Here is a 20,948-nt window from a genome sequence, read left to right on the forward strand (position 1 = left end):
GCCCTCCCCAAGAGGGCCCAGAAGGAGAGGGGTTTCGAGGGTAGCAGTGTTCTCAAACGGCCGATCTATTTTGCCGTGGCAATTTTTACTTCGCCGCCGTCGACTAATTCGGTGAGGTCGCCTTCGATGACCTGGTCTTTGGTGTCGAAATCGACCCATGCACCGGCGTGCTGCTTTTTCAGAACTTCGACCAAGTCGCCGGCTCGCAAGCCGATCTGCAGCGGGGTCCGCACCGACTTGCCGTCGATATACAAGAAGCAGCATTGCTGGTTGCCATTCTCGACGATTGTCGATTGCGGCAGCGACATGGTTTTTGGTCGTTCGATCATCACCGTGCCATAGGCGTACATGCCCGGCAGCAAGCGGGCGTCGGGATTGTGTAAATCAATTTCCGCTCGCAGCGTACGGCTTTTCATATTCAATGCCCACGAGCTTCGCGTGACCGTCGCCGGGATATCGTCGTTTTGAAAGGCCGCGATGCGCACCGAGGCCTTGCTTAGCGGGCGTGGGTCGCCGGCCTTTTTGTCGACTTCGCTGACGATGTAATTCGCCTCGGACTCGGGCACGTCGACGTAAATGCGAACTACGTCCGTGCGAGCAAGAACGTAGATCGGTGTGCCACGAGCGGCCGATTGATCGATCGTACGGCCCGACGCCGATGGATCGCCCGTGGCCGGCAACACAAAATCCCCTGTGTTTGCGTTGCGCAACACAACAATGCTCGGATAGGGGGCGATCAGCTTCGTATAGCTGTACAGCGCGGCAACCCGTTCGGCATCGGCTTTGGCGACCGAGAGCCGTGCGTCCGCCACTTCGACATCGACCTTCGACTTCTCTAGATCCGCCGCACGGGCCACGTCGATCGCTTCGGCCGTTTGCACTGCCGCATCAGCGGCATCCTTCGAGGCGACACTCGATTCGAACTGGCGGCGCGATTCTCCCAGAATCTGCTGATCGAGCACGCGTTCGTCAACCATTTTGACTTGCCGCCCGACTTCCGAATCCCATCGTTTGACAAGCGCTTCGAACTTGCCGACGTCAGCCCGCGTTTCGAGAATCTTGGCGTCGGCCGCTTTCAGATTGCCAGCCGCCACGTCGACCAGTCGTTTCGCCTGGGCGACCAGAGCCGTATCCATCGTGACCTGCGCCTTTTTCAGGTTCCATTCCTGTTCCAGCTCGGGAATGTAGAGCGTTGCCAGCAGGTCCCCTTCCTTGACGCGATCGCCGATATCGGAATTCCACTTCTGGATGTAGGCCGGCAGCTTGGCATAGATCGCCGTTTGCTCGTAGGAATCAATGAATGACGGCTGGCCGACGGCGCGCGAAAGATCGCGACTTTCCGCATGCACCAGTTTCACCGTGGGAATGTCTGAGATGACCTCGGCATCGCTCTTGGCATGGCGCCCGCAGCCGGTGAGCGATACGGATAGCAGTAGCGCAAGTGCGGCCGCAGCTGTGCGCGTGCCCCTCACCCTGCCCTCTCCCAGAGGGAGAGGGATATCGCGCGTAGCGCTCACGCCTGACGCTCCCAGAGGGAGAGGGGACAAGATGTTCGTCTGGTGTGCGGATTTATGCTTGCGGATCATAATGCGGACTTTCTGGATCGTCGGGATGTACCGAGAGTGAATGTGGCGACTGGCGGCCCATCACGACCACAAAAATCGCCGGTACTACCAGCAATGTGGCGAAGGTCGAGCAGACCAAACCGCCGATGACGGCTCGGCCCAGCGGTGCCTGCATTTGGCTGCCGGCCTCGAGCGCCAATGACATGGGAATCATGCCCACGGTCATCGCGCAGGCGGTCATGATAATCGGCCGTAAGCGTTCGGCGGCACCGCTCGTGGCGGCCAACACACTCTTCTCGCCGCCGCGCCAATGTTCGTTAACGAAGGTTACGAGCATCACGGAGTTCGACACCGAGACGCCGATGCACATGATCGTTCCCATGAACGATTCCAGGTTCAACGTCGTGCCGCTGAGTAGCAAGATAATCACGATGCCGGACAATACGCCCGGCACGGCGCTGATCGAAATGATGGCCAGCCGCGGCGATTCGAAATAGGCGGTCAACAAAATCAGAATAACGACAACCGCGATGCAAAGTCCGATGCCCAGACCTTTGAACATTTCGACCATCGGGGGGAACTGGCCGCGGGTCATCACGCGGACGCCGCGCGGCGGAGCGCCAGCCGCCTTGATCGCTGCGGATACTTGCCGCGAAGCGCGCCCCATATCTTCGCCTTCGACGTTGGCAGTAATGCTGACGTAACGCTGCGAGGCGATGCGGTCGATCTGCTCCATCATCGTCCCTTCGCGAATGTTGGCGACGTCGCGCACCATCAGGTTGACGGCGTTTGTTACCTGTTCGATCGGTAGCGTGGCGACCTGGTCCGACGAAGTCATTTGCTGTGTTGGCACCAGAACTTCGACCTGGTAATCGAAGCCCGTTTTCGGATTTTGCCAGTAATTGAGTGCGATGAAGCGGCTGGACGAAGTGGCCACGATCGCGGCGTTGCCCACTTGTTGCGCCGTCACGCCCGACAGGCCAGCCTTTTCGCGATCAATGTCGATTTCGACCGACGGATAGGCGAGTGACTCGTGAAACTGCACGTCGCGCAGATAGGGAATCTTCTGCATTTCTGCCCGGACACGGTCGGCATGCTTGATAGCGTCCGGAATGTTCGGGCTGGCGACCACGACCTCGATCGGCGTCGGCGACCCGAAGCTCATCACTTCACTGACGATATCACCCGGCTCGAAGCCGAAGCTGCAATCTTTCGCTCGTTTCGCGGCCACTTCCGGCGCGACGCCGTACGATTCCAGTAGCTTTGCCATGAACGGGACGATCTTCTCAGGCAAAACGGTGCGCATCCGCTCGCGGAAGGCATCGAGCTTAACGCCCCCGCCCTCGCGGAATTTCGCCCGCATCCAGCCGTCGTCCGGGCCGCGCATGAACAGCACGATATTGTTCATGCCGAAGTTCGGCGCGATCTGCCCGGCATACCCCAGGCTGATATCGATATTCTCGGCTCCGACGTCCTGCTGCATGATTTGCAGGATCTTTACACCCATTTGACGCGTGATCTCGAAATTCGATCCCGCGGGGGGCCGGTATCGGAGCACGAACTCGCCGGAATCGACTTGCGGAAAGAGCTCGGTTCCTAGCTGCATACCGCCCAGACCGAGAACTAATCCGCAAAGAATCAGATAGCCCGGCACGATCAGCCTGCGATGCTCGACCACGTGGCTGACGAGCTTCTCGAACCGTGACTGCAGCCCATCGAACCAGTCCTTCTTATGTTCAGGCTCTCCCTCTTCGTGCTCGGCATGCGGCTTAAGAAGCCATACGCAGACAATCGGCACCAGCGTGCTGGAGAGCAAGTACGATGAAATCATCGCGAAGCCGACCGCGAGCGCCAGCGGCATGAACAGAGATCGGATCGGATCTTCCATGACGAACGCCGGGATGAACACGGACAAAATGCACAGCATCGCCAGCAATCGCGGCACGGCCGTTTGCATGCTGCCACGTTCGACGGCCCTGGCGAGCCGTTTAGTCTTTGTCATCTGAACGTGAATATTCTCGATCGAGACCGTGGCCTCGTCGACCAACATGCCGATCGATAGCGCCATGCCGCCCAGCGACATGATGTTGATCGTATTGCCGGTCAACCACAGGCCGGCCAGCGACCCGGTGAGTGCGAGGGGAATATTTAGCACCACGACCACCACGCTGCGCACGTCGCGCAGAAAGATCAGAATCATCAGGCCGGTCAGCGTCGCGCCGATGAAGCCTTCGGTCGCCACGCTGCGGATCGCGTCCTTAACCGTGGGAGATTCGTCGAACTCGAAGCGGACGGTCACGTCCTTTGGCACGGCGTCTTTGAATATCTGCAACGACTTGTACACGTCTGCAGCCACGGTCAATGTCGACGCCGTGTCTTTCTTGATGATGGGCAGGTAGACCGACTTCTTGCCGTCGACCAGTGCATAACCGTAGTTGACGTCGGTCGAGTCTTCGATCGTCGAGACGTCGCGGACATACAGATTCTGTCCCAATCGAAGCGGAATCTTGCCAATTTCCTGGATATCGTCGACCAGTGCGTTGTTGGGCACCAGCGGCATCTGGTCCTTGATATACAAGTTGCCGGCGGGCACGATCGTGTTACCCGCCATCAACGAGTTGACGACATCCTGCGGCGTCAGGTTGTAACTCTGCAACTTTTGTGGATCGATGTTTACCAGAATCGTGCGCACGTTTGGGCCGAACGGCGCCGTGGCCACAGTTCCCGGCACATTCGATTGCACCAGCGGACGAATCACGTTCATCGCGATATCGCCGACGAGCCCTAGTGGGGTCGTCTCGCTGGTTAGTACCAGGTAGCCGACCGGCACACTTCCTTCGTCCATGCGCATGATCATTGGCGGCAGCGTGCCGGGGGGCATGCGCGACATGGCGCGATTGGCCATGGCCACGACTTCGCCTTCGGCCGCTCCCATGTCCGTGCCGGGAAAGAACGACATCTTCACCAGCGCGACCTGCTGAATGCTGTGCGATTCGATCGCCTTGATGCCGTCCACATACTGGAAGAGCAGTTCGAACTGGTTGACGATCAACCCTTCCATCTGGGCGGGGCTCATACCGCCGTACTGCAAGAAGACGTAAATCCGCGGCTCGTTCAGCGGCGGAAAAATATCGACGCGCATTCGGCTCAGGGCCATCGTGCCGCCGCATACCAGGCCCACCACCAGCATCAGGGTACTGATGGGATGCTTCATGGCGAAGAAGACGGGATTCACGCGGCGGACCTTTCTCGAGCGGCAGGAGTCGAATACGTCGAAGCGGCAGTCGGCAGGAGCCAGTTAAATCGCCGCGCAGCGAGGCTGGTAAACTCGCGCGCGCAGGCATCGCTATCATCCGGTCACTGGCATGATCCGGATTCAAATCTCAAGATGCCAGCACGAATCCCTGCCGCAGAGCAGCCTTAGGAACGTACCACTCAGGATGTGAGGATGCGGAAAGCTGCGAAAACAGTTGCCGACCGTGCGGGTTCAAACGCCTGTAGGCCGCCGCTACCACCGGCTCATGCGGAACCGACGGCAAGTCCGATTCCAACATCACAGACCGAATAATCGCGCCCCGTGCGCGCCCCCCTCGTTTCATGATGGTCGTCCTGACCTTTGGGCCAACCGAGCACGTCGCAAATCTGGCGAGGCACCCGCCCGCAGATTAACGACAGCGTGCGTTACCTGTACGTGCCGAGCTTGTTTGGCTCTTTTAGTATTCACCCGTAAGGAACTCGCGATGGCCCAGGCCGCCTCGGCAATTCACGAGGCGCGGCCAGCCTGTTGTCCGGCATTTCCTTGTCGAAAGCTCGGACGGTGGTGCTGCGCTATGATCGTCCTGGCATTAGCCATGGTCACTTGCGATGCTGCGCGCGTTTCGGGCCAGGTCGTTAGCTTGGCCCAACGCCCGGCGCCCCCCGAAGCGATAGCGGCGCCACCCCCCGCCCAGTCCGCCACAGGCCCCGGTCCGACGCGTTTGCCCAGTCCGTCCCAAAGCATGGTCGGCCCGCCCGTGGGGGCAATGTCGATACCGGCGAATCCTCCGCCGCGCCCGGCTGATGTGATGACCGGCCCGCTGCTTTCGGATCGTGGCCCCGCTAAAGTCCTTCCACCCGGCGAACCTGCCCCATCAGATCGACCGCTGCCGATCAATCTTGCAACGGCGTTGCGGCTCTCGAACGGGCGCCCGCTGTTGATCGCCGCGGCACAAGCGCGCGTGCAGATCGCGGCGGCACAAGCGGAAAAGGCAAATGTCCTCTGGCTGCCGAACCTTGACGCGGGTAGCGCTTACATTCGCCACACCGGCGGCATTCAGAACACGAATGGTAACCTGCTTGTCGACAGCACGAACTCCTTCATCGCCGGCGGCGGTGCTGTGCTGCGTGTCGGAACGGCGGACGCTTATTTCGAGCCGCTGGCGGCGCGCCAGGTGCTGGTTGCGCGGCGCATCGATACGCAAACGGCCCGCAACGAGGCGCTCGAAATCACGGCCGAATCGTACTTCAACGTGCAGATGGCGCGTGGCACGTACTCGGCAATGACCGATGCCACGACCAAGGCCGATGACGTCGTCCGCCGGGTCGAGTCTTTAGCTCGCGGCCTGGTGGCGCCGGACGAGATCGAGCGTGCGCGGACTTTAAAGGCTGAGCTAGAGCAGTCAACCCAAATCGCGCGCCAACAATGGCGGGTGTCGAGTGCTAATTTGACGCGCGTTTTGCGGCTCGATCCTGCGGCCGTGATTGTGCCACTCGAGCCCGATCATTTGCAGGTCACGCTGATCGAGCCAAGCTGGATGGTGGATGACCTGATCGTGGTTGGGTTGATGAACCGGCCCGAGCTGGCCTCGAGTCGTGCCATCGTCCGCGCGAATATTATTCGACTGCAACGCGAAAGACTACGTCCGCTGATGCCCAGCTTGCTGGTGACAGGCAACGGTACGCCGGACTTTTACTTTCAGGGGGGCATTTACGCGACCGGCACTAACGGCAGCTTGAACCAATGGGCCGGCCGTGGTGATGTTGCCGCGCAGGCTGTATGGCAGCTCGACAACCTGGGCTTCGGCTATCAGGCAAAGGTTCGCGAACAGCGTGGCGAAACCGAGCTGGCCAATATCGAGCTCTTTAACACACAGGATCATGTGGCCGCCGAGGTGGCCCAGGCCAAGGCCGACGTCGACTCGGCAACCATGCGCGTTGTGCAGGCCGAGACCGGCCTGAAGCAAGGGCTCGAATCCTATCGCGGAAACTTGATCGGACTGGGGCAGACGCAGCGTTTCAACGATATTCTGACGCTCGTGAATCGGCCACAGGAAGTCGTGGCCTCGCTGCAGCAATTGCAACAGGCATACGTCAACTACTATCGCACCGTGGCCGATTTCAACCGCGCACAGTTCCGTCTGTTCTACGCGCTCGGCTTTCCGGCCGAGGCTTTGGCCTGCCGCAGGCCGCCAGGCCCTATCGAGCCGGTGGACACCTATCGCGGACCGGCCCTGCCGAACGTGCGTGGGCAGTAGGTCGGGGCAGTCGCGAACTGTTCTCGACCAGAAATCTCTCGATCACCATCAACTTGTGCGATCGTCTTTCTTGCGTCGCCGCGCGAATAACGCCCCACTACCGAGTGCGAACAGTGCGAGGGTCGAAGGCTCAGGCACCTGCGTCGCCGTCCAGGCGAGCCCGAATTCTTCGCTCGCGCCGCTGCCGCTGGCGCGCGTCACACGAATGTTGTAATCGCCGGCCGCGACGTTCGTAAGGAACAACGCCTGCACATCATCGACCGTGCTCAGCGAATCGGCGATCAGTTGCCCGTCTCGATAGACGTAAAGATTCAAATGAGCCAGCGGCGCGAGAATGGGAAACGCATCCGACGAATCGATCAGGCCGTTATGGTTTAGGTCAGTCCAGCCAACGTGACGCATCCAGTCGAGCGTCGTCGAAAGGCTGCTGCCGGCTTGCAGTTCTCCCAGGTGACAGTCGAGCGTCGTGGTGCCGACATTGTCTAGATCCCACCCGGCGCTTGGCACGTTTCCCGGACCGTGCTGTCCGGCGATGTATTCTTTGGCGAATTGCAAGCCATCCACCTGGCCCGCGCCCGCCGAGGCTTGCAGTGGGCTGGTCACCGTCAGAACGCCCGCCGATGTACTGGCCGCCTGGGGTGCCCAAGCATTGCCGCTGCGGTCGAGGACTTTTTCGGCCGTGTTTATCAGTGCCGCCTTCAGCACCAATGGGTCGGTCGACAGGTCATTGGCTTGCCCGTAGCCGATGGCTGCGGTCAGCACACCAGCGACATTCGGCGCCGCGAAGCTCGTCCCGCTCCACAGACTGTAACCGGTCGTGTGCTCTTGCGCTGTGGAAACGAGGTCGCCCGGCGCCGAAATATCCGGCTTGTCGCGACCGTCGGTCGTGGGGCCGTATGAGCTGCTCGATACGATCTGGCTCCAGCCAGACGCCTTCGAGGTCGAGCCGACGCTGAAGACGTTGAAGGCATCTCCCGGTCCCTGCGGCAAGGGATTGGATGAAATTCCGGCATTGCCGGCGGACACCGTGATCGGGATGCGCAGACCGTAGCTGATATAGTCGGCCATCTCGGACAAGCGGCTATTGCCCGACGTATTGGAATTGAAATAGCCCAGGCTGAGATTGATGATGTCCGCGCCATTTGCCACCGCGAAACCCATTCCGTTCACGACCCAGGCATCGGACGAGAAGCTGTTGGTCGAGTCGAGAACTCTCGCATCGACGTAGCGTGCATCCGTCGCGACCGCCAGATGCGAAGAATTTCGTGACATGATCTGCGCCGCGACTGCGGTGCCGTGGCCGTAAACGTCGTCGCCGGTATTCGTAGGCTCGGTCGTGACGAAATTGGCCTCGGCCACCAGCCGCGGCTGGCCGCCGCTAACCGTGCCGGAAAGCGCGGGGTGATTCACGTCGACGCCGCTGTCGACGATACCCACGATCACCCCGGTCCCGGTTCCCAATAGTGTCGCGGCGTCGTCACCGTTGATTCGCTTTGTATCCAGTCCCGCCGCGTCTAAGCGATTGGCCAGCATCAGGCCCAAGGCCACGCATGGAATCACGATCGTTATTATCCTGCCGATCGCCTGAGGTCTCTGCATGAGCTCGCTCTGCCAGGATTTGAGGAAAAGGGTTCAAGAACGCAACAATTCAGCCAGGCCTACCAACGGGCGGGGCAGTCGACTTGCACCGCGCCCTCTCAATTGGCGCAATCGTGACGAACGGAAACCGTCGAATCGATGGGCGCGATCAATGGCGCGGCACGAAAAAGTACGGAACCGGCGAGACGGCGCCACGGATCGCCCCAGAGGGGCTGGCGCAGCCGGAGTCTCAAGCGCTCACTAGCGTTTTTCCGAGAGGGGGCGGATTTATCCGACGGTCATTAGCTGTCAAGCTCGGTACGAGGCGAATACGGGGAACCCGTCGGCCTGATCCTAATGACGTCTCCGGACCGGGTCCAGCGATTTTTATAGGCGGATTCGCCCGTGGCCCGCCCGGCTAACCAGGGAATCTTGTCCCAAGTTGACTGATAAAGTACCATTGCAAATTCCTGATCCCCGATAGCTCAGTTGGTAGAGCGAGCGGCTGTTAACCGCTAAGTCCTAGGTTCGAGTCCTAGTCGGGGAGCTGAACTTGTCGTACCGACTAGTAAGTCCTCGTTTCCCGCAGAAATTTCGGGGGTCGAGGGTTCGAATTCCTGCTCGGATCGAGCCAAAACGGCTGCTTGCTGCGCCGGATCGTGCAGCGCTTCTATGGGCCGCTCAATGTGCTCGGCGGCGACTTGCGAATAGTGCGAGGTCGCCACGGCCTGTGTGACTCCGATCCGAGCATATTCCGGCAGCAATTTGCTGCCGTCGCTCCTCTTTGCGGTGGCCGTCGCAATGAAGTCTGCCCCGCCAGCGCCAATTCGACGCCGACGGAGCAGAGGTTGGTTTCAGATCATCTGCCGGCTCGTTAGGACGTCAAGCCGGGCTGAGACCGAGGGCCCGACGAGCGGCCGGGCGGTAGGCACCTGCACTGTCCGGAATTGCTGTTAGTTCCGCCGCGCTCGCTTGGCGATCGTGCGACCCTTGCAGGCCAGAAAACCGATCGCGCCCAGGCCGAGCAGTGACAGGCTCGCGGGCTCGGGAACTGACGCCGTGGCCGAGAGGGGAAAGAACTCGGCCGTTCCGAAGAAGTTGCTGACGAAGCCCGTAATGTCGAGCGCCGCGGCACCGCCACCGCCGAGGGCGTTGAGCTGCGCCAACCCGTTGGTCGTCGAGGGAGTCTGGCCCACATTGCTGTAGCTTTTGTTCGCGTACAGTATCGCAATATTGAGTCCATCCGTAATCGTGTACGACGTATTTTGCGACAGCGTCGTGGAAGTACCTGCTGCAAAGTGGACGTTTTTGAGCGTCACGATGGCCTCGCCATACTGTGTCGCGCTGCCGGATGCGTTAACCGCGGAATTGAACTGCGGGATGGAGATCACGGGGATGTTGAGGGGATTGCCGGACGAAACGAGCGAGACCGCTGTGTTGCTACTGCCGGCCAACTCTGGTCCGTCCTGGAACGGCGTGTTATTCGCGGTGAGGTTGATGATGTCGCCCACCTGAGGAACATACGTGGCGTTCGGGATTCGAAAGTCGAGGATCGAGCCGGTCGAGTCCTGGAGAACCACCGTGTTGTTGGTCGAGAAGCTGTCGAGTATTCCGACAACTTCGACGTTATTGAGCGTGAAGGAAGCGGCAGCAGCGGCGCCGCCGGGAATTTGCGAGATGGTTGTGGCAGAAGCGTGCCCAACCGCGGCGAAAGCGATCACCAGCGCAAGAAGACCGAGCATAAGATGGTGCAAGGGCGCAGCGAAGAGCGTACGTTGCGAAGCAAAGGTGCAGGTCATTAGACGATTCCTTTTTTAGGCCAAATGATGGGGCAAAGCCCCGGTTTTTTGGCAACTGTGAGAGTCGGAAGAACTGAACGTGCGCATGCCACCACAGCTAGAGCGCAAGGGGCGCAACGCAAATCGGCGGCCGCCAATGAGGAAGCGCGACTCTAGCGACGCGGAAGAAGGCTCGAACGAATGGCAGATTCGTTGGCTAGCGTCACCATGGTCACGAAGGCGGGAAACGGCGTTGCCCAGGATCGCGATTCGAGCAATTGGTCACTCGCTATCCATGGGCCGGGCAGCCGTACATGGGCCGAAGTTTATCCGCCGAATGTTCGCGCATGATGAGAGCCAGGTTAGATCATGGCGAGAATCGCCAAACCCTCCTCTGATCGAATGAGGAGGGCTGCCATCTCACCTCAAAGCCGCCATGCCGGGAAACCTTTCGGCGTCCTCATAGAATGCCTTCTTCTTGAATTGCATTGGGAAATAACCTGACGAGGAGGGCGGAACTTGCCGGTGAACTGCCCGCGGATTCTTCCGAGGAACCGTAAGGTGCAGATAGGGGGCCGCATTATTTGGGTCTGGAAATCGTGCGGCCACAATTGAAACTCGTTCCGCAGGTCGTTATACCTGAGCGGGAACCACGGTCTACGGTCCCGCATCGACGCCTGCTGTCCATGCCATTTTTCAGGGAGCATCCATCAATGATTTTGCGGTACACCACGACGTTGCGATCGCTACGCGTTGCATTTGCGATCGGCGTCACGGTCTTTGCTTTCGGTCTTTCCGGCGTAACTCTAGCCGCGGAAAAGATTCTGCTCGCCGAGGGGCTTGATAATCCGGAATCGGCCGTGGTTGGCGACGATGGCCGAATCTACGTCACAATCACCGGGAAGCCTGACGCCGAAGACGATGGCCAGGTAGTCGCCATTGAGAATGGCAAGGCGACCGTTATTGCCAAGGGAATGAATGACCCGCGCGGCATTGGTCGTAAAGGAAAGGAACTTTTTGTTGCCGACAAGAAGAAGGTGTGGCGGATTGATGCTGCCGGCGAGGCCAGCGTCTTCGTCGACACTGACGGATTTCCGGTCAAGCCATTCTTTCTGAATGACATTGAAGTTGGTCCAGAAGGCGACGTATTTGTTTCCGAATCGGGAACTTTCGTCGCCAATGGCGCTGTCTATCGAATCCGGCCGAACAAGGAAGTCTCGATCGTCACCGATACGAAGGCGGCACCCGGTCTCAAAGGGCCGAATGGCCTGTTGGCCGATGGAAAGGATCACCTGTTGCTGGCCGACGTTGCATCCGGCCGGCTTTATCGGGTGGAAATCGCGAACGGCGCGGCAACTGAGTTGGCCCCGGGTCTTGGTGGCGCTGACGGCGTTGTCAAAGACGCGAAGGGCAGAATCTACATCGGCGACGTGCGCGGTGGCCGGGTTTTCCGCATCAACGAGCCCGGCGCAAAACCAGAAGTCTTCGCCGAAGGATTCAAATCTGCGGCCGACATTGTTCTGGACGACAAGGGGCGGATCCTGGTCCCGGATTCGAAGGCCGGAACGCTCACGGCGATTCCCATTGTCGACTGACGTGCCGTGGCATGGCTTGAACGCTCGGCGGCCCTGGTGGTGGCAAAGCGCGGTTGATGGTTGAACAACGTCCGGGGGCCACCGGGCTGTAGACGATGCCGGTCTGTGCATTAGGACAAACTGCGCGGTGCGTCAGTCAGGCGGCCCTCAGCACCACATCACGAACACTCGATCAGGCTGGTATCGAGAACTATGCGCGGTCGCTCGGGCAGTTAAGCGGCGATTCGTGATGGCTCGGACTGCCGGACTCCATCCGCAGAACCGGCGTATTGAGCCGACAAACCGTCGCCGCTGGATCAATGGTGCTGGCACCAAAAGCTGACGTGACCTTGGCAGCGGGCTCAACAACCGAGTAATCGTACGGTATCAGCCCAGCAGCCGGGCCGTACAATTCGGGGGCAGCCCCCTTTTCGCGGCGAAAGATCGATAAGCTGGAGAGTGGGAGGGCGGCACGAATCACGGTGAAATCTCCGAGCGGACCCCATGTCCCACAAGCTTACGGGGCTGTTACCCTGACGTCACTTCGCCATTCGGCATCCCACTGCGGTAGGGTGGGTTGAACGGCATCCGAAGCGACGGTACATCGACGCGCCCCGGCTCACTGCCGCATTGTGACCGAGCCTGCCGACGGATTTTGCTCAAGACTTAAGTGAGGTCGACTTTGGCGAAGGTTTTGGTGACCGGCGGGGCCGGTTTTATCGGAAGTCATTTGACCGATTCCCTGCTGGCCCGCGGCGACACGGTGACGGTTGTCGACGACGAGTCGACGGGCAACTCTGCGAACCTAGCAGCGGCCCGCCAATCAGAACGGTTTCGCTTCGTGTCCGGTTCTGTTGCCGATCGCGAACTGGTGCATCGGTTAATAGCGGATGTCGATAGCGTCTACCACCTGGCGGCGGCCGTGGGAGTGCAATTGATCGCACGGGACCCGGTCCGCACGATCGAGACGAATATTTATCCCACCGAGTTGATCCTGGCCGCGCTCAAGGCCCGTCACGATCGGGGTGAATCCGTCAAGTTGTTTCTGGCCAGCACCAGCGAAGTGTACGGCAAGAATCCTCGGCCCAGTTGGACCGAGGAGGACGACCTGGTCTTCGGACCCACGACTAAAGCCCGCTGGTCGTACGGCGTGTCGAAAGCGATCGACGAATTTCTCGCCCTGGCCTATGCGCGTGAGCATGGACTGCCGCTGGTCATCGCGCGATTCTTCAACGTCGTCGGTCCGCGGCAAAGCGGGGCTTACGGCATGGTGCTCCCGCGACTGGTCAACGCCGCGCTTGCCGGTGGCCCGCTGGTGGTTCATGACGATGGCCAGCAGGTTCGCTGCTTTGCTCACGTGGCTGACGTCGTTGCGGCGGTGATCACCCTGATGGAAATGCCGTCGGCGTTGGGGAGAGTCTTCAACATCGGCAGCGATCATCCCGTGAAGATTCTCGATTTGGCCCGCCGGGTAGCGGTGGCGATCGATCCGGCGCTCGCCATCCAATTCCAGAGCTACTCCGAGGCGTATTCGGCCGATTTCGAGGACGTTCGCAGCCGTGTGCCGGACCTGACTCGGCTACGCAGCACGATCGATTTCCAATTGCGCTACGACCTGGACGCGATTATCCACGATGTGATTGCGTCGCGACGCGACGTGTGTACTGGTCGAGAATCTGCTTCTCGTGATTCAAAAGATCGCGGGTGAGGCATTTGTCGCGCGGCACTCGCTCGGTTCACGTCACCTTCATCTTCTGCACGGTTTCACTAGCGTAGGCCTTGGCTGAGAACTCCGCCAATAACGTGCGATCATCGTTCGTGTAGGCCAGGTTGCCAGTGAGCGTTGCCAGGTTCTGATCGATGTCCGAGGGCATCGACACGCCGATGTTCAACATCGAGATACGCGGATCCTGCAGCACCCAGCGGATCGCCGCGGCGGGCAACTTGTCCAGCACGGCCGGATCGGAGTCAGCCACCAGGTTCTTCGAGTTGTGGCTAAAGATGTTCGCCCCCATCACCTTCATGGCGACGATCGCCATGCCCAAATCGGCCGCTTTAGCCAGGCACATGTCGCGGTATTCAACCTTCGGGTTCGAAAGGATCGTATCCATCCCGCGGCGGAAGTAACCATAGGCCAGCAGCACCTGGTCGAATCCGGCGGTGCCGATCATCTTCAGCACGTCCTCGAAGGCGACGTGCGTTGTCAGCCCGATGAAGCGCAGCATCTTCTCATCGCGCAGCTTGGCGAGTTCGGCATGGATCTTCATCCCTCCCTCGAAGCCAACTCGCTCGATGGGCGGACTGTGAATTTGCACGCAATCGACGTAATCGGTGCCGAGCTGTTCGAGCGATGTCTCGACGCACTTGCGCACCTGGCCGGGATCGGTCATGTGGCACTTCGTGGCCAGGTAAACATTGTCGCGCACGCCTTTCAATCCGCGACCCATGATCGATTCGCTCTCGCCATAAACGCGGGCTGTATCGAAGTAGCGCAAGCCGCTGTCGTAGGCGTGTCGGACCATCGCAACGCGATCGTCGACGGGCAGCAACTCGACGCCGTAGGCACTCGTAAAGAGCCGCACCATGGCCGAGCCTCCCATGCCCAGGATCGGCAGTGTGTGGCCGGTTTTGCCGAACTTTCTCGACGGCAGTTTCGCCTCGGTCAGTTCGATCGATTTCTCGGCAGGGGCGGCGGCTGTCGCGAGACGTTGTCCGAGCGCCGCGGTTCCGGCAGCCGCGATCAGGCCTGACTTCAAGAAATCGCGCCGTTCGAAGCCGTGCCGTGATTCGCGCATCGCAGAACCCTCCTCGCTAGGGGACAGATCGGTTCGCCGGAAGTTGGCTCGTGTTTGGCGTGCAATGAGACGCAATACCTTGCATGAACACGAGCGATCCATGAGAGGCCTCTCGATCATAGGATTTCGCGCCTTGGATTGCCATGTTTTTCCAGAATTGGAAAGTTTCCGGTACCCATCGATCTTCGCGGGAATAACCTCGACGCTCGCTTGCAACATGGCCTATCGGCGGCTAGTTATCGGATAGCCCGCTTGTCCGTGATTACCGCCGAAGTCCCGCCCACACATCCTCCCGTTGGATTTAGATCGATGAATGCCCTGCTCTGCTGCGTCGCGCTACTGGCAGCTCACGACGAAACGTATCTGGCGTGGGTTGCCGAGCCGGTTGCCCAAACGGCGCTTCCAGCCTCGACGGGTGAAACGCTTTCCGCGGCGCAACTCGCGGAAATCGAATATGGTCAGCCGACATTCCCGTTCAGTGACGTAACGACAGGCACGAAGGGTTCGGACGGCAGCCTTTGGGTTGGTTCTCAGCATGGATTGACGTTGCTTGCGCCCGGGGCAACGCGCTGGCGCGTTTTCCACTCGCGACATTGGCTGCCCGCCGACGACGTGCAGGAACTGAGCCTGATAACGTCAAACGAAGTCGCCGTGAAAACTTCGGCCGGCGTCGCGCGGATCAAGCAGTCAGAGACGACTCTCGACCAAAAGATGGCCGAGATCAACGACAACATTCAAAAGCATCACCTGCGCTTCGGACTGGTCGGCGATATCCACCTGAAAGAACCCGGCAATCTGGCGGCTGGATATGTGCAACAGACCAACGACAACGACGGTCTATGGACCAGCCTGTATGTGGCCGCCGAGGCGTTTCGTTATGGCGCCACGGGCGATCCGCAAGCGAAGAAGAACGCACGGGCTGCGCTCGAGGCCCTGATGTTCCTGGAGAGAATTACGGGGATACCCGGCTTCGTCGCCCGAAGCGTTTTGCCGATCGATGACGATTCGTGGAAGCATGGCGGAGAATGGCACAAATCGGCTGACGGCCGTTGGTGGTGGAAAGGTGACACGTCGAGTGACGAGGTCGACGGGCATTTCTTCGCCTATTCGATCTACCACGACGTTGCGGCGACCGCGGAGGAAAAAAAGGAAATCTCGGCCTACGTCGCGCGGATTACGGACCACATCATCGACCACGGCTTTTATTACGTTGGTCCGCCCGGGAAGCCGACCACTTGGGGTGTCTGGGCACCCGAAGCGTTGAATCATGACTTGAAACGGTTGGGCGACCGTGGCCTGAATTCGCTGGAGATCCTGTCGCACTTGAAAGTGGCCGATCACATCGTTGGCAAGCCCCGTTACGCTGCGGCTGCGAAAGACTTGATCGAGAACCACTCCTATGCGACCAATACCGTCCTGCAAAAGAGCACCTGGCCGATGGAAATGGCCAATCACAGCGATGATGAGTTGGCGTTTACGGCCTACTACCCGCTCGTGATCTACGAACGTGACCCTGACTTGCGCGCCAAGTACATGGCCAGCCTGAAACGTACGTGGCTGGTCGAGCGACCCGAGCGAAGCCCGTTCTTCAATTTCATTTACGCGGCGGGCGTGCAGGCCAACACCTGGACGGACCCGCTCGCGCGACCGGACGCCGGCCTGATCGCTGCGGAGGATTACGACCTGACCGATTGCCTGGAATGGTTCCGCGAGGTTCCGCCGGACACGACGCGGTGGGGTATGAAAAACAGCCACCGCCGCGATGTAGCGGTCACGTTTTCGAACCGATTCAAGCGTGCGCGTGGCAATGTCGTGTTGCCGATCGCCGAGCGGCACGTGATGAAATGGAACGGCGATCCCTACCAGCTAGACCATGGGGGCGACGGCCGGGCCCGCGATGACGGCACGTTTATCTTGCTGCCCTATTGGATGGGGCGCTATCGGCGACTTTTAGAATGAACGTCGCTGAAACGTCGTAGTTTTTTGTGGTGCAGCCGTCTCGGCTGCATTCACTCACTCGGCACCAGCTCGTTGCCTCCGTAGATGAATCCTCGACGGTTGGCAATTCCCCGGCCGTTGCCTTACTATTGGGGCTCGCCAAATCCCGTTCCACGCCCAGAAAGGCCTTGTTCCTGTGCATCAACCCACCACTGAGAAAGCGCCGGCTGAACCAGCGGCGGGCGCCAGCGGATCTTACAAGTGGTGGGTCGTCGGGATGCTGTGGTTTATCTGTTTTTTCAATTACGCCGATCGCGAAGTGATCTCGGTCACTTTTCCGCTTTTGCAGGAGCAGTTCGGCTTCTCGAAATATGAGCTGGGCTGGATCAAGTCGTCGTTCATGATCGTGTACGCCGTTTCGGCCCCCTTTGCCGGCCAGGTGGGCGACCGCATGAGCCGCAAGCTCGTGATTCTGAGTGGCCTGTATGTATGGAGCGCGATTACGGGCTTCACGGCCGTGTGCCGCAACTTCTGGCACTTCATCTTCGTACGAGCTTCCGAAGGTCTGGGCGAGACGTTCTACTTTCCCGCGTCCATGTCTTTGGTTAGTGACTATCACGGCAAGAGCACGCGATCGCGCGCCATGGCCATCCATCAAACGGGCGTTTATGCCGGCATCATCGGTGGCGGAGCCATCGGCGGCTGGATGGGGGAAAAGTTCGGCTGGCAAACCCCGTTCATCTTTCTTGGAGCGGCTGGCGTGGTGCTAGGGCTGATTCTCGCGGCGTTCATCCGTGAACCGGTAAGGAACCAGGCCGAGATTCTCGAAGGGGATACTGACGTGCAGCCGGTCGAGACGAAGCCCATCTCGATGGCAGCCTTTCTGCAGTATTTGCTCAAAACTCCCACGGCCGTGGTGCTGTTGATCGTGTTTCCCAGCGCGAATTTCGTCGCTTGGGGTGTCTTGACCTGGATGCCAACGTACCTGCACGAGAATTTCGACATGTCGGTCACTCGGGCCGCCATCGTGGGCACGTTTTATATTCAGATCGGCAGCGTCACCGGTACCATCGCCGGCGGGTTTCTGGCAGATTTCTGGCGGCGGTTCGCCCTCGGAGGCCGTGTCGCGACACAGGCGGCAGGCCTGTTGGTCGGTGCCCCGGCGGTCTACTATTGCGGAGTCGCGGACACTGCCAACGCTTTGATCGCGGCGATGGTCGTGTTCGGCTTCTGCAAAGGAATCTACGATTCGAACATCTGGGCCGCGATTTACGACGTAGTACCCGCAGCCCGCCGCGGCACAATTGTGGGCGTTGCAAACTTCGTGGGATGGATGGCCGGAGCGGGAGGGCCGATTCTGGTCGGCGGAGCGGTTGACCAGGGACGGATCACGCTGGGCGCCGCGATTGCCATGATGGGAACCGTTTACGTGGTGATCGGTGGACTGACGCTAGTGTGCGCCTTGTTTCTCACGCCTCGCGACGTCCGCCGTGCCGCTCGCGTAGAATGAGCCAGGGTCGCCGCATCGCTCGCTCGCACTTTCTGGAAAGGTCAGGCGGATATGTGTGGCATTGTTGCCATGTTCTCGCGCAGCGGCCCCGTTTCGGTCCCCGCGCTCGAGCGGGGTATGCAAACCCTGCACCATCGCGGGCCGGATGGTCAACGGCATTGGGTGGCGCCGCACGGTCGGGTGGCCCTCGGGCATACACGTCTGAGCATCATCGACCTGAAGACGGGGGACCAGCCGATCGCCAACGAAGATGAGCGGCTGCACATCATCGTCAACGGCGAGTTCTACGATTTCGAACGCATCCAGCGCGAGCTAACGGCGCGCGGCCACACGCTGCGTACTCATTCCGACAGTGAAATCGCGCTGCACCTGTATGAGGATTACGGCGCCTCGGCGCTGCAGGAACTGCGTGGCGAGTTCGCCATCATCCTGTGGGACGAGGCCAACGGAACGTTAATGGCCGTTCGCGACCGGTTTGGCGTCAAGCCGCTGTATTACGCGCAGGTCGGCGACACGCTCTATTTCGCCTCGGAGGCCAAGGCCTTGTTCGCTGCTGGAGTCCCGGCGCGGTGGGATCACGAATCATTCTTTCAGATTTCGCACGTCTATTTCGACCAGGACCGTTCGCTGTTCCAGGGCGTTCGCCAGGTCCCACCCGGCTGCTATTTGCTGGCCACGCAGCAACACACGCAAATCGTCCGTTATTGGGATTTCGACTATCCGCGCATCGATGAACCGCGTCCCGCGCTCAGTGACGCCGAGCATATTGAGCGCATGCGAGCTACGCTGGACGAGGCTGTCCGCATTCGCCTGCGAGCCGACGTCCCCGTCGGGTGCTACCTGAGTGGCGGGCTGGATAGCTGTGCCCTGCTGGGCATCGCCGCGGCGCACCGCAGTGATCCGATCGAAGCCTTTACCCTCTGCTTTGACGTCGATTCCTACAACGAGGAATTTGTGGCCCAGGAGATGGCCGAGCACGCACATGCCAATTTCCATCCGCTGCCGATCAAGCAGACACAACTGGCCGACAATTTCTCGGACGCCATCTGGCACAGCGAGACGCTGACGGCCAATCCGCACGGTGTGGCCAAATTCCTGCTCAGTCAGATGGTGCGCGATCACGGCTTCAAGGTCGTGCTCACGGGCGAAGGATCCGATGAGATCCTGGGTGGGTATGCCCATTTCCGCCGCGACATGCTGCTGTATAACTCGGCCGGGCAAGATCCCAACGAGGTCGAACGGCTGCTGAAAGAGCTGACCGATAGCAATCAGGTCTCCCGTGGCGTCCTCTTGCCCAACGGCGAGCCGCTGCCGATGGATAGCGTAAAGCGCACATTGGGCTTCGTGCCGTCGTGGCTGGAAGTTCGCTCTGCAAACGCTGTGCGCTATCGTCGCCTGCTGCGGCCGGAATTCTTGTCCGAATTTGCTGATCGCGATCCCTTCCGTGTATTCCTGAATCGCTTTGACGTGCGCGGGCAGCTCAGCGGGCGCGAGCCTGTGAATCAGTCGCTCTACTTGTGGACCAAGACGATGCTCGCCAACTACCTGCTGAACATGCTGGGAGATCGCATGGAGATGGCGCACTCGATCGAGGGACGCGTTCCCTTCCTGGACCACAAAGTGGTCGAGCTGGTACGTGATCTGCCCGTGGCTATGAAGATCCGCGGTATGACCGAGAAATACGTGCTCCGAGAGGCAGCCAAGCCGTTCATTACCGACACCATTTACCGGCGGCAGAAGCATCCGTTCCTGGCGCCGCCGTCAGGCTTGGAGCAGACAGGTCGGCTTAGCCAGTTGATGAACGACACTCTGCGTGGGCCGGCACTTGAATCGCAACCGTTTTATGACCCCAAGGCCGTATTGGGCGTACTTGACCGCATGCCCACCCTGGACGAACAAAAGCGGAGCGGCGCGAGCTATCTGCTTACCCACGTGTTGAGCGCGTGCGTTTTGCAAGAACGATACAAACTATAGGCAATCTGACTGCTTACAGCCCTCTGCCAACTGCTATCCTCATGCACGACCTTGACCAGATGATTCGTGAGAGGCGTAGCGTACGCGGCTTTTTTGCTGATCGGCCGGTGCCGCGCCAGGTGTTGGACGAAGCGTTAGAACTGGCACAGCGTGCTCCCTCGAACTGCAACGTGCAGCCGTGGCGAGTCTTCATCGCCAGTGGGCCGGCACGCGATAGGTTGCGGGCTGCTTTATGTCAGGCCGTGGCGGAGGGGCAAATGCCCGACGCCGACGATGCGCTCGACGCTTTCGCGGGCGTCTATCGCAAGCTGCAGGTCGATTGCGCGGTGACGATGTATCGCGAGATGGGCATCGCCCGCGACGATTACGAAGGTCGCATGCGAGCCACGCTGCGCAATTTCGAACTCTTCGACGCCCCGCACGTGGCCATTGTCTGCATGCAAAAAGCGTTTGGCGTACGCGTGGCACTCGATGTCGGGGCGTATGTGCAGACATTGCTCCTGGCGTTGTGGTCTCGCGGCGTGGCGAGTTGCGCCCAGGCGAGCCTCAGCAGCTATCCTGGCATCATCCGCCGCGAATTGTCGATCTCCGACGATTTGCGCATCGTGTGTGGCATCTCGTTCGGATATGAAGATCCGTCGGTGCTTGCCAATCGCACGCGGCAGGCTCGCGATCCGATGTCGGCGAACGTGACGTTCCTCGACGCCTGACCGCTCAATTAGG

13 protein-coding genes and 1 tRNA gene are annotated in these 20,948 nt (G+C 60.0%); 8 read left to right on the forward strand and 6 right to left on the reverse strand.

The window, feature by feature from the left end:
• Positions 1-65: 65 nt before the first annotated feature.
• The gene (locus tag VGN12_27265; protein ID HEY4313183.1) at positions 66-1,472 is read right to left on the reverse strand and encodes an efflux RND transporter periplasmic adaptor subunit; all 1,407 of its coding nucleotides are present in this window, start codon (positions 1,470-1,472) and stop codon (positions 66-68) included.
• Between the two features lie 97 nt (positions 1,473-1,569).
• Positions 1,570-4,800, reverse strand: coding sequence for an efflux RND transporter permease subunit (locus tag VGN12_27270; protein HEY4313184.1), 3,231 nt, complete (start codon positions 4,798-4,800; stop codon positions 1,570-1,572).
• Between the two features lie 595 nt (positions 4,801-5,395).
• On the opposite strand from VGN12_27270, the gene VGN12_27275 reads away from it, so the two are divergent.
• Complete coding sequence (locus tag VGN12_27275) at positions 5,396-7,078, forward strand: hypothetical protein (protein HEY4313185.1); 1,683 nt, start codon at positions 5,396-5,398, stop codon at positions 7,076-7,078.
• Between the two features lie 48 nt (positions 7,079-7,126).
• Here VGN12_27275 and VGN12_27280 read toward each other — a convergent pair whose 3' ends face one another.
• Positions 7,127-8,638 carry a S8 family serine peptidase gene (locus VGN12_27280; protein HEY4313186.1) on the reverse strand — a complete coding sequence of 504 codons (1,512 nt, stop codon included), beginning with the start codon at positions 8,636-8,638 and terminating at the stop codon, positions 7,127-7,129.
• 492 nt (positions 8,639-9,130) lie between these two features.
• Between VGN12_27280 and VGN12_27285 the strand changes: the two genes are divergently transcribed.
• Positions 9,131-9,203, forward strand: a tRNA-Asn gene (locus VGN12_27285).
• Between the two features lie 406 nt (positions 9,204-9,609).
• Here the strand turns inward: VGN12_27285 and VGN12_27290 are convergent.
• Positions 9,610-10,455, reverse strand: coding sequence for a PEP-CTERM sorting domain-containing protein (locus tag VGN12_27290; GenBank protein ID HEY4313187.1), 846 nt, complete (start codon positions 10,453-10,455; stop codon positions 9,610-9,612).
• Positions 10,456-11,147: 692 nt separating this feature from the next.
• Here VGN12_27290 and VGN12_27295 point away from each other — a divergent pair.
• On the forward strand, positions 11,148-12,029 hold the full coding sequence (locus VGN12_27295; protein ID HEY4313188.1) for an SMP-30/gluconolactonase/LRE family protein: 882 nt from the start codon (positions 11,148-11,150) through the stop codon (positions 12,027-12,029).
• 190 nt (positions 12,030-12,219) lie between these two features.
• Here VGN12_27295 and VGN12_27300 read toward each other — a convergent pair whose 3' ends face one another.
• Positions 12,220-12,489 (reverse strand): hypothetical protein, encoded by a 270-nt coding sequence (locus VGN12_27300; protein HEY4313189.1) that lies wholly within the window; start codon positions 12,487-12,489, stop codon positions 12,220-12,222.
• 201 nt (positions 12,490-12,690) lie between these two features.
• Here VGN12_27300 and VGN12_27305 point away from each other — a divergent pair, with 201 nt between their 5' ends.
• On the forward strand, positions 12,691-13,716 hold the full coding sequence (locus VGN12_27305; GenBank protein ID HEY4313190.1) for an NAD-dependent epimerase/dehydratase family protein: 1,026 nt from the start codon (positions 12,691-12,693) through the stop codon (positions 13,714-13,716).
• 28 nt (positions 13,717-13,744) lie between these two features.
• On the opposite strand, the gene VGN12_27310 is transcribed toward VGN12_27305, so the two are convergent.
• Positions 13,745-14,803: an aldo/keto reductase gene (locus tag VGN12_27310; GenBank protein ID HEY4313191.1), complete on the reverse strand. Its 1,059-nt coding sequence runs from the start codon at positions 14,801-14,803 to the stop codon at positions 13,745-13,747.
• Positions 14,804-15,112: 309 nt separating this feature from the next.
• On the opposite strand from VGN12_27310, the gene VGN12_27315 reads away from it, so the two are divergent.
• The 4 genes from VGN12_27315 to VGN12_27330 all read left to right on the forward strand — a co-directional run bounded on the left by VGN12_27315 (position 15,113) and on the right by VGN12_27330 (position 20,935).
• The gene (locus VGN12_27315) at positions 15,113-16,762 is read left to right on the forward strand and encodes a hypothetical protein (GenBank protein ID HEY4313192.1); all 1,650 of its coding nucleotides are present in this window, start codon (positions 15,113-15,115) and stop codon (positions 16,760-16,762) included.
• Between the two features lie 175 nt (positions 16,763-16,937).
• Positions 16,938-18,251, forward strand: a complete 1,314-nt coding sequence (locus tag VGN12_27320; protein HEY4313193.1) for an MFS transporter — start codon at positions 16,938-16,940, stop codon at positions 18,249-18,251.
• 51 nt (positions 18,252-18,302) lie between these two features.
• Positions 18,303-20,225, forward strand: coding sequence for an asparagine synthase (glutamine-hydrolyzing) (gene asnB / locus VGN12_27325; GenBank protein HEY4313194.1), 1,923 nt, complete (start codon positions 18,303-18,305; stop codon positions 20,223-20,225).
• 59 nt (positions 20,226-20,284) lie between these two features.
• Positions 20,285-20,935 (forward strand): nitroreductase, encoded by a 651-nt coding sequence (locus VGN12_27330; protein ID HEY4313195.1) that lies wholly within the window; start codon positions 20,285-20,287, stop codon positions 20,933-20,935.
• The last annotated feature ends 13 nt before the right edge of the window (positions 20,936-20,948 follow it).

This window comes from Pirellulales bacterium, from assembly GCA_036499395.1.
GTDB lineage: Bacteria > Planctomycetota > Planctomycetia > Pirellulales > JACPPG01 > JACPPG01.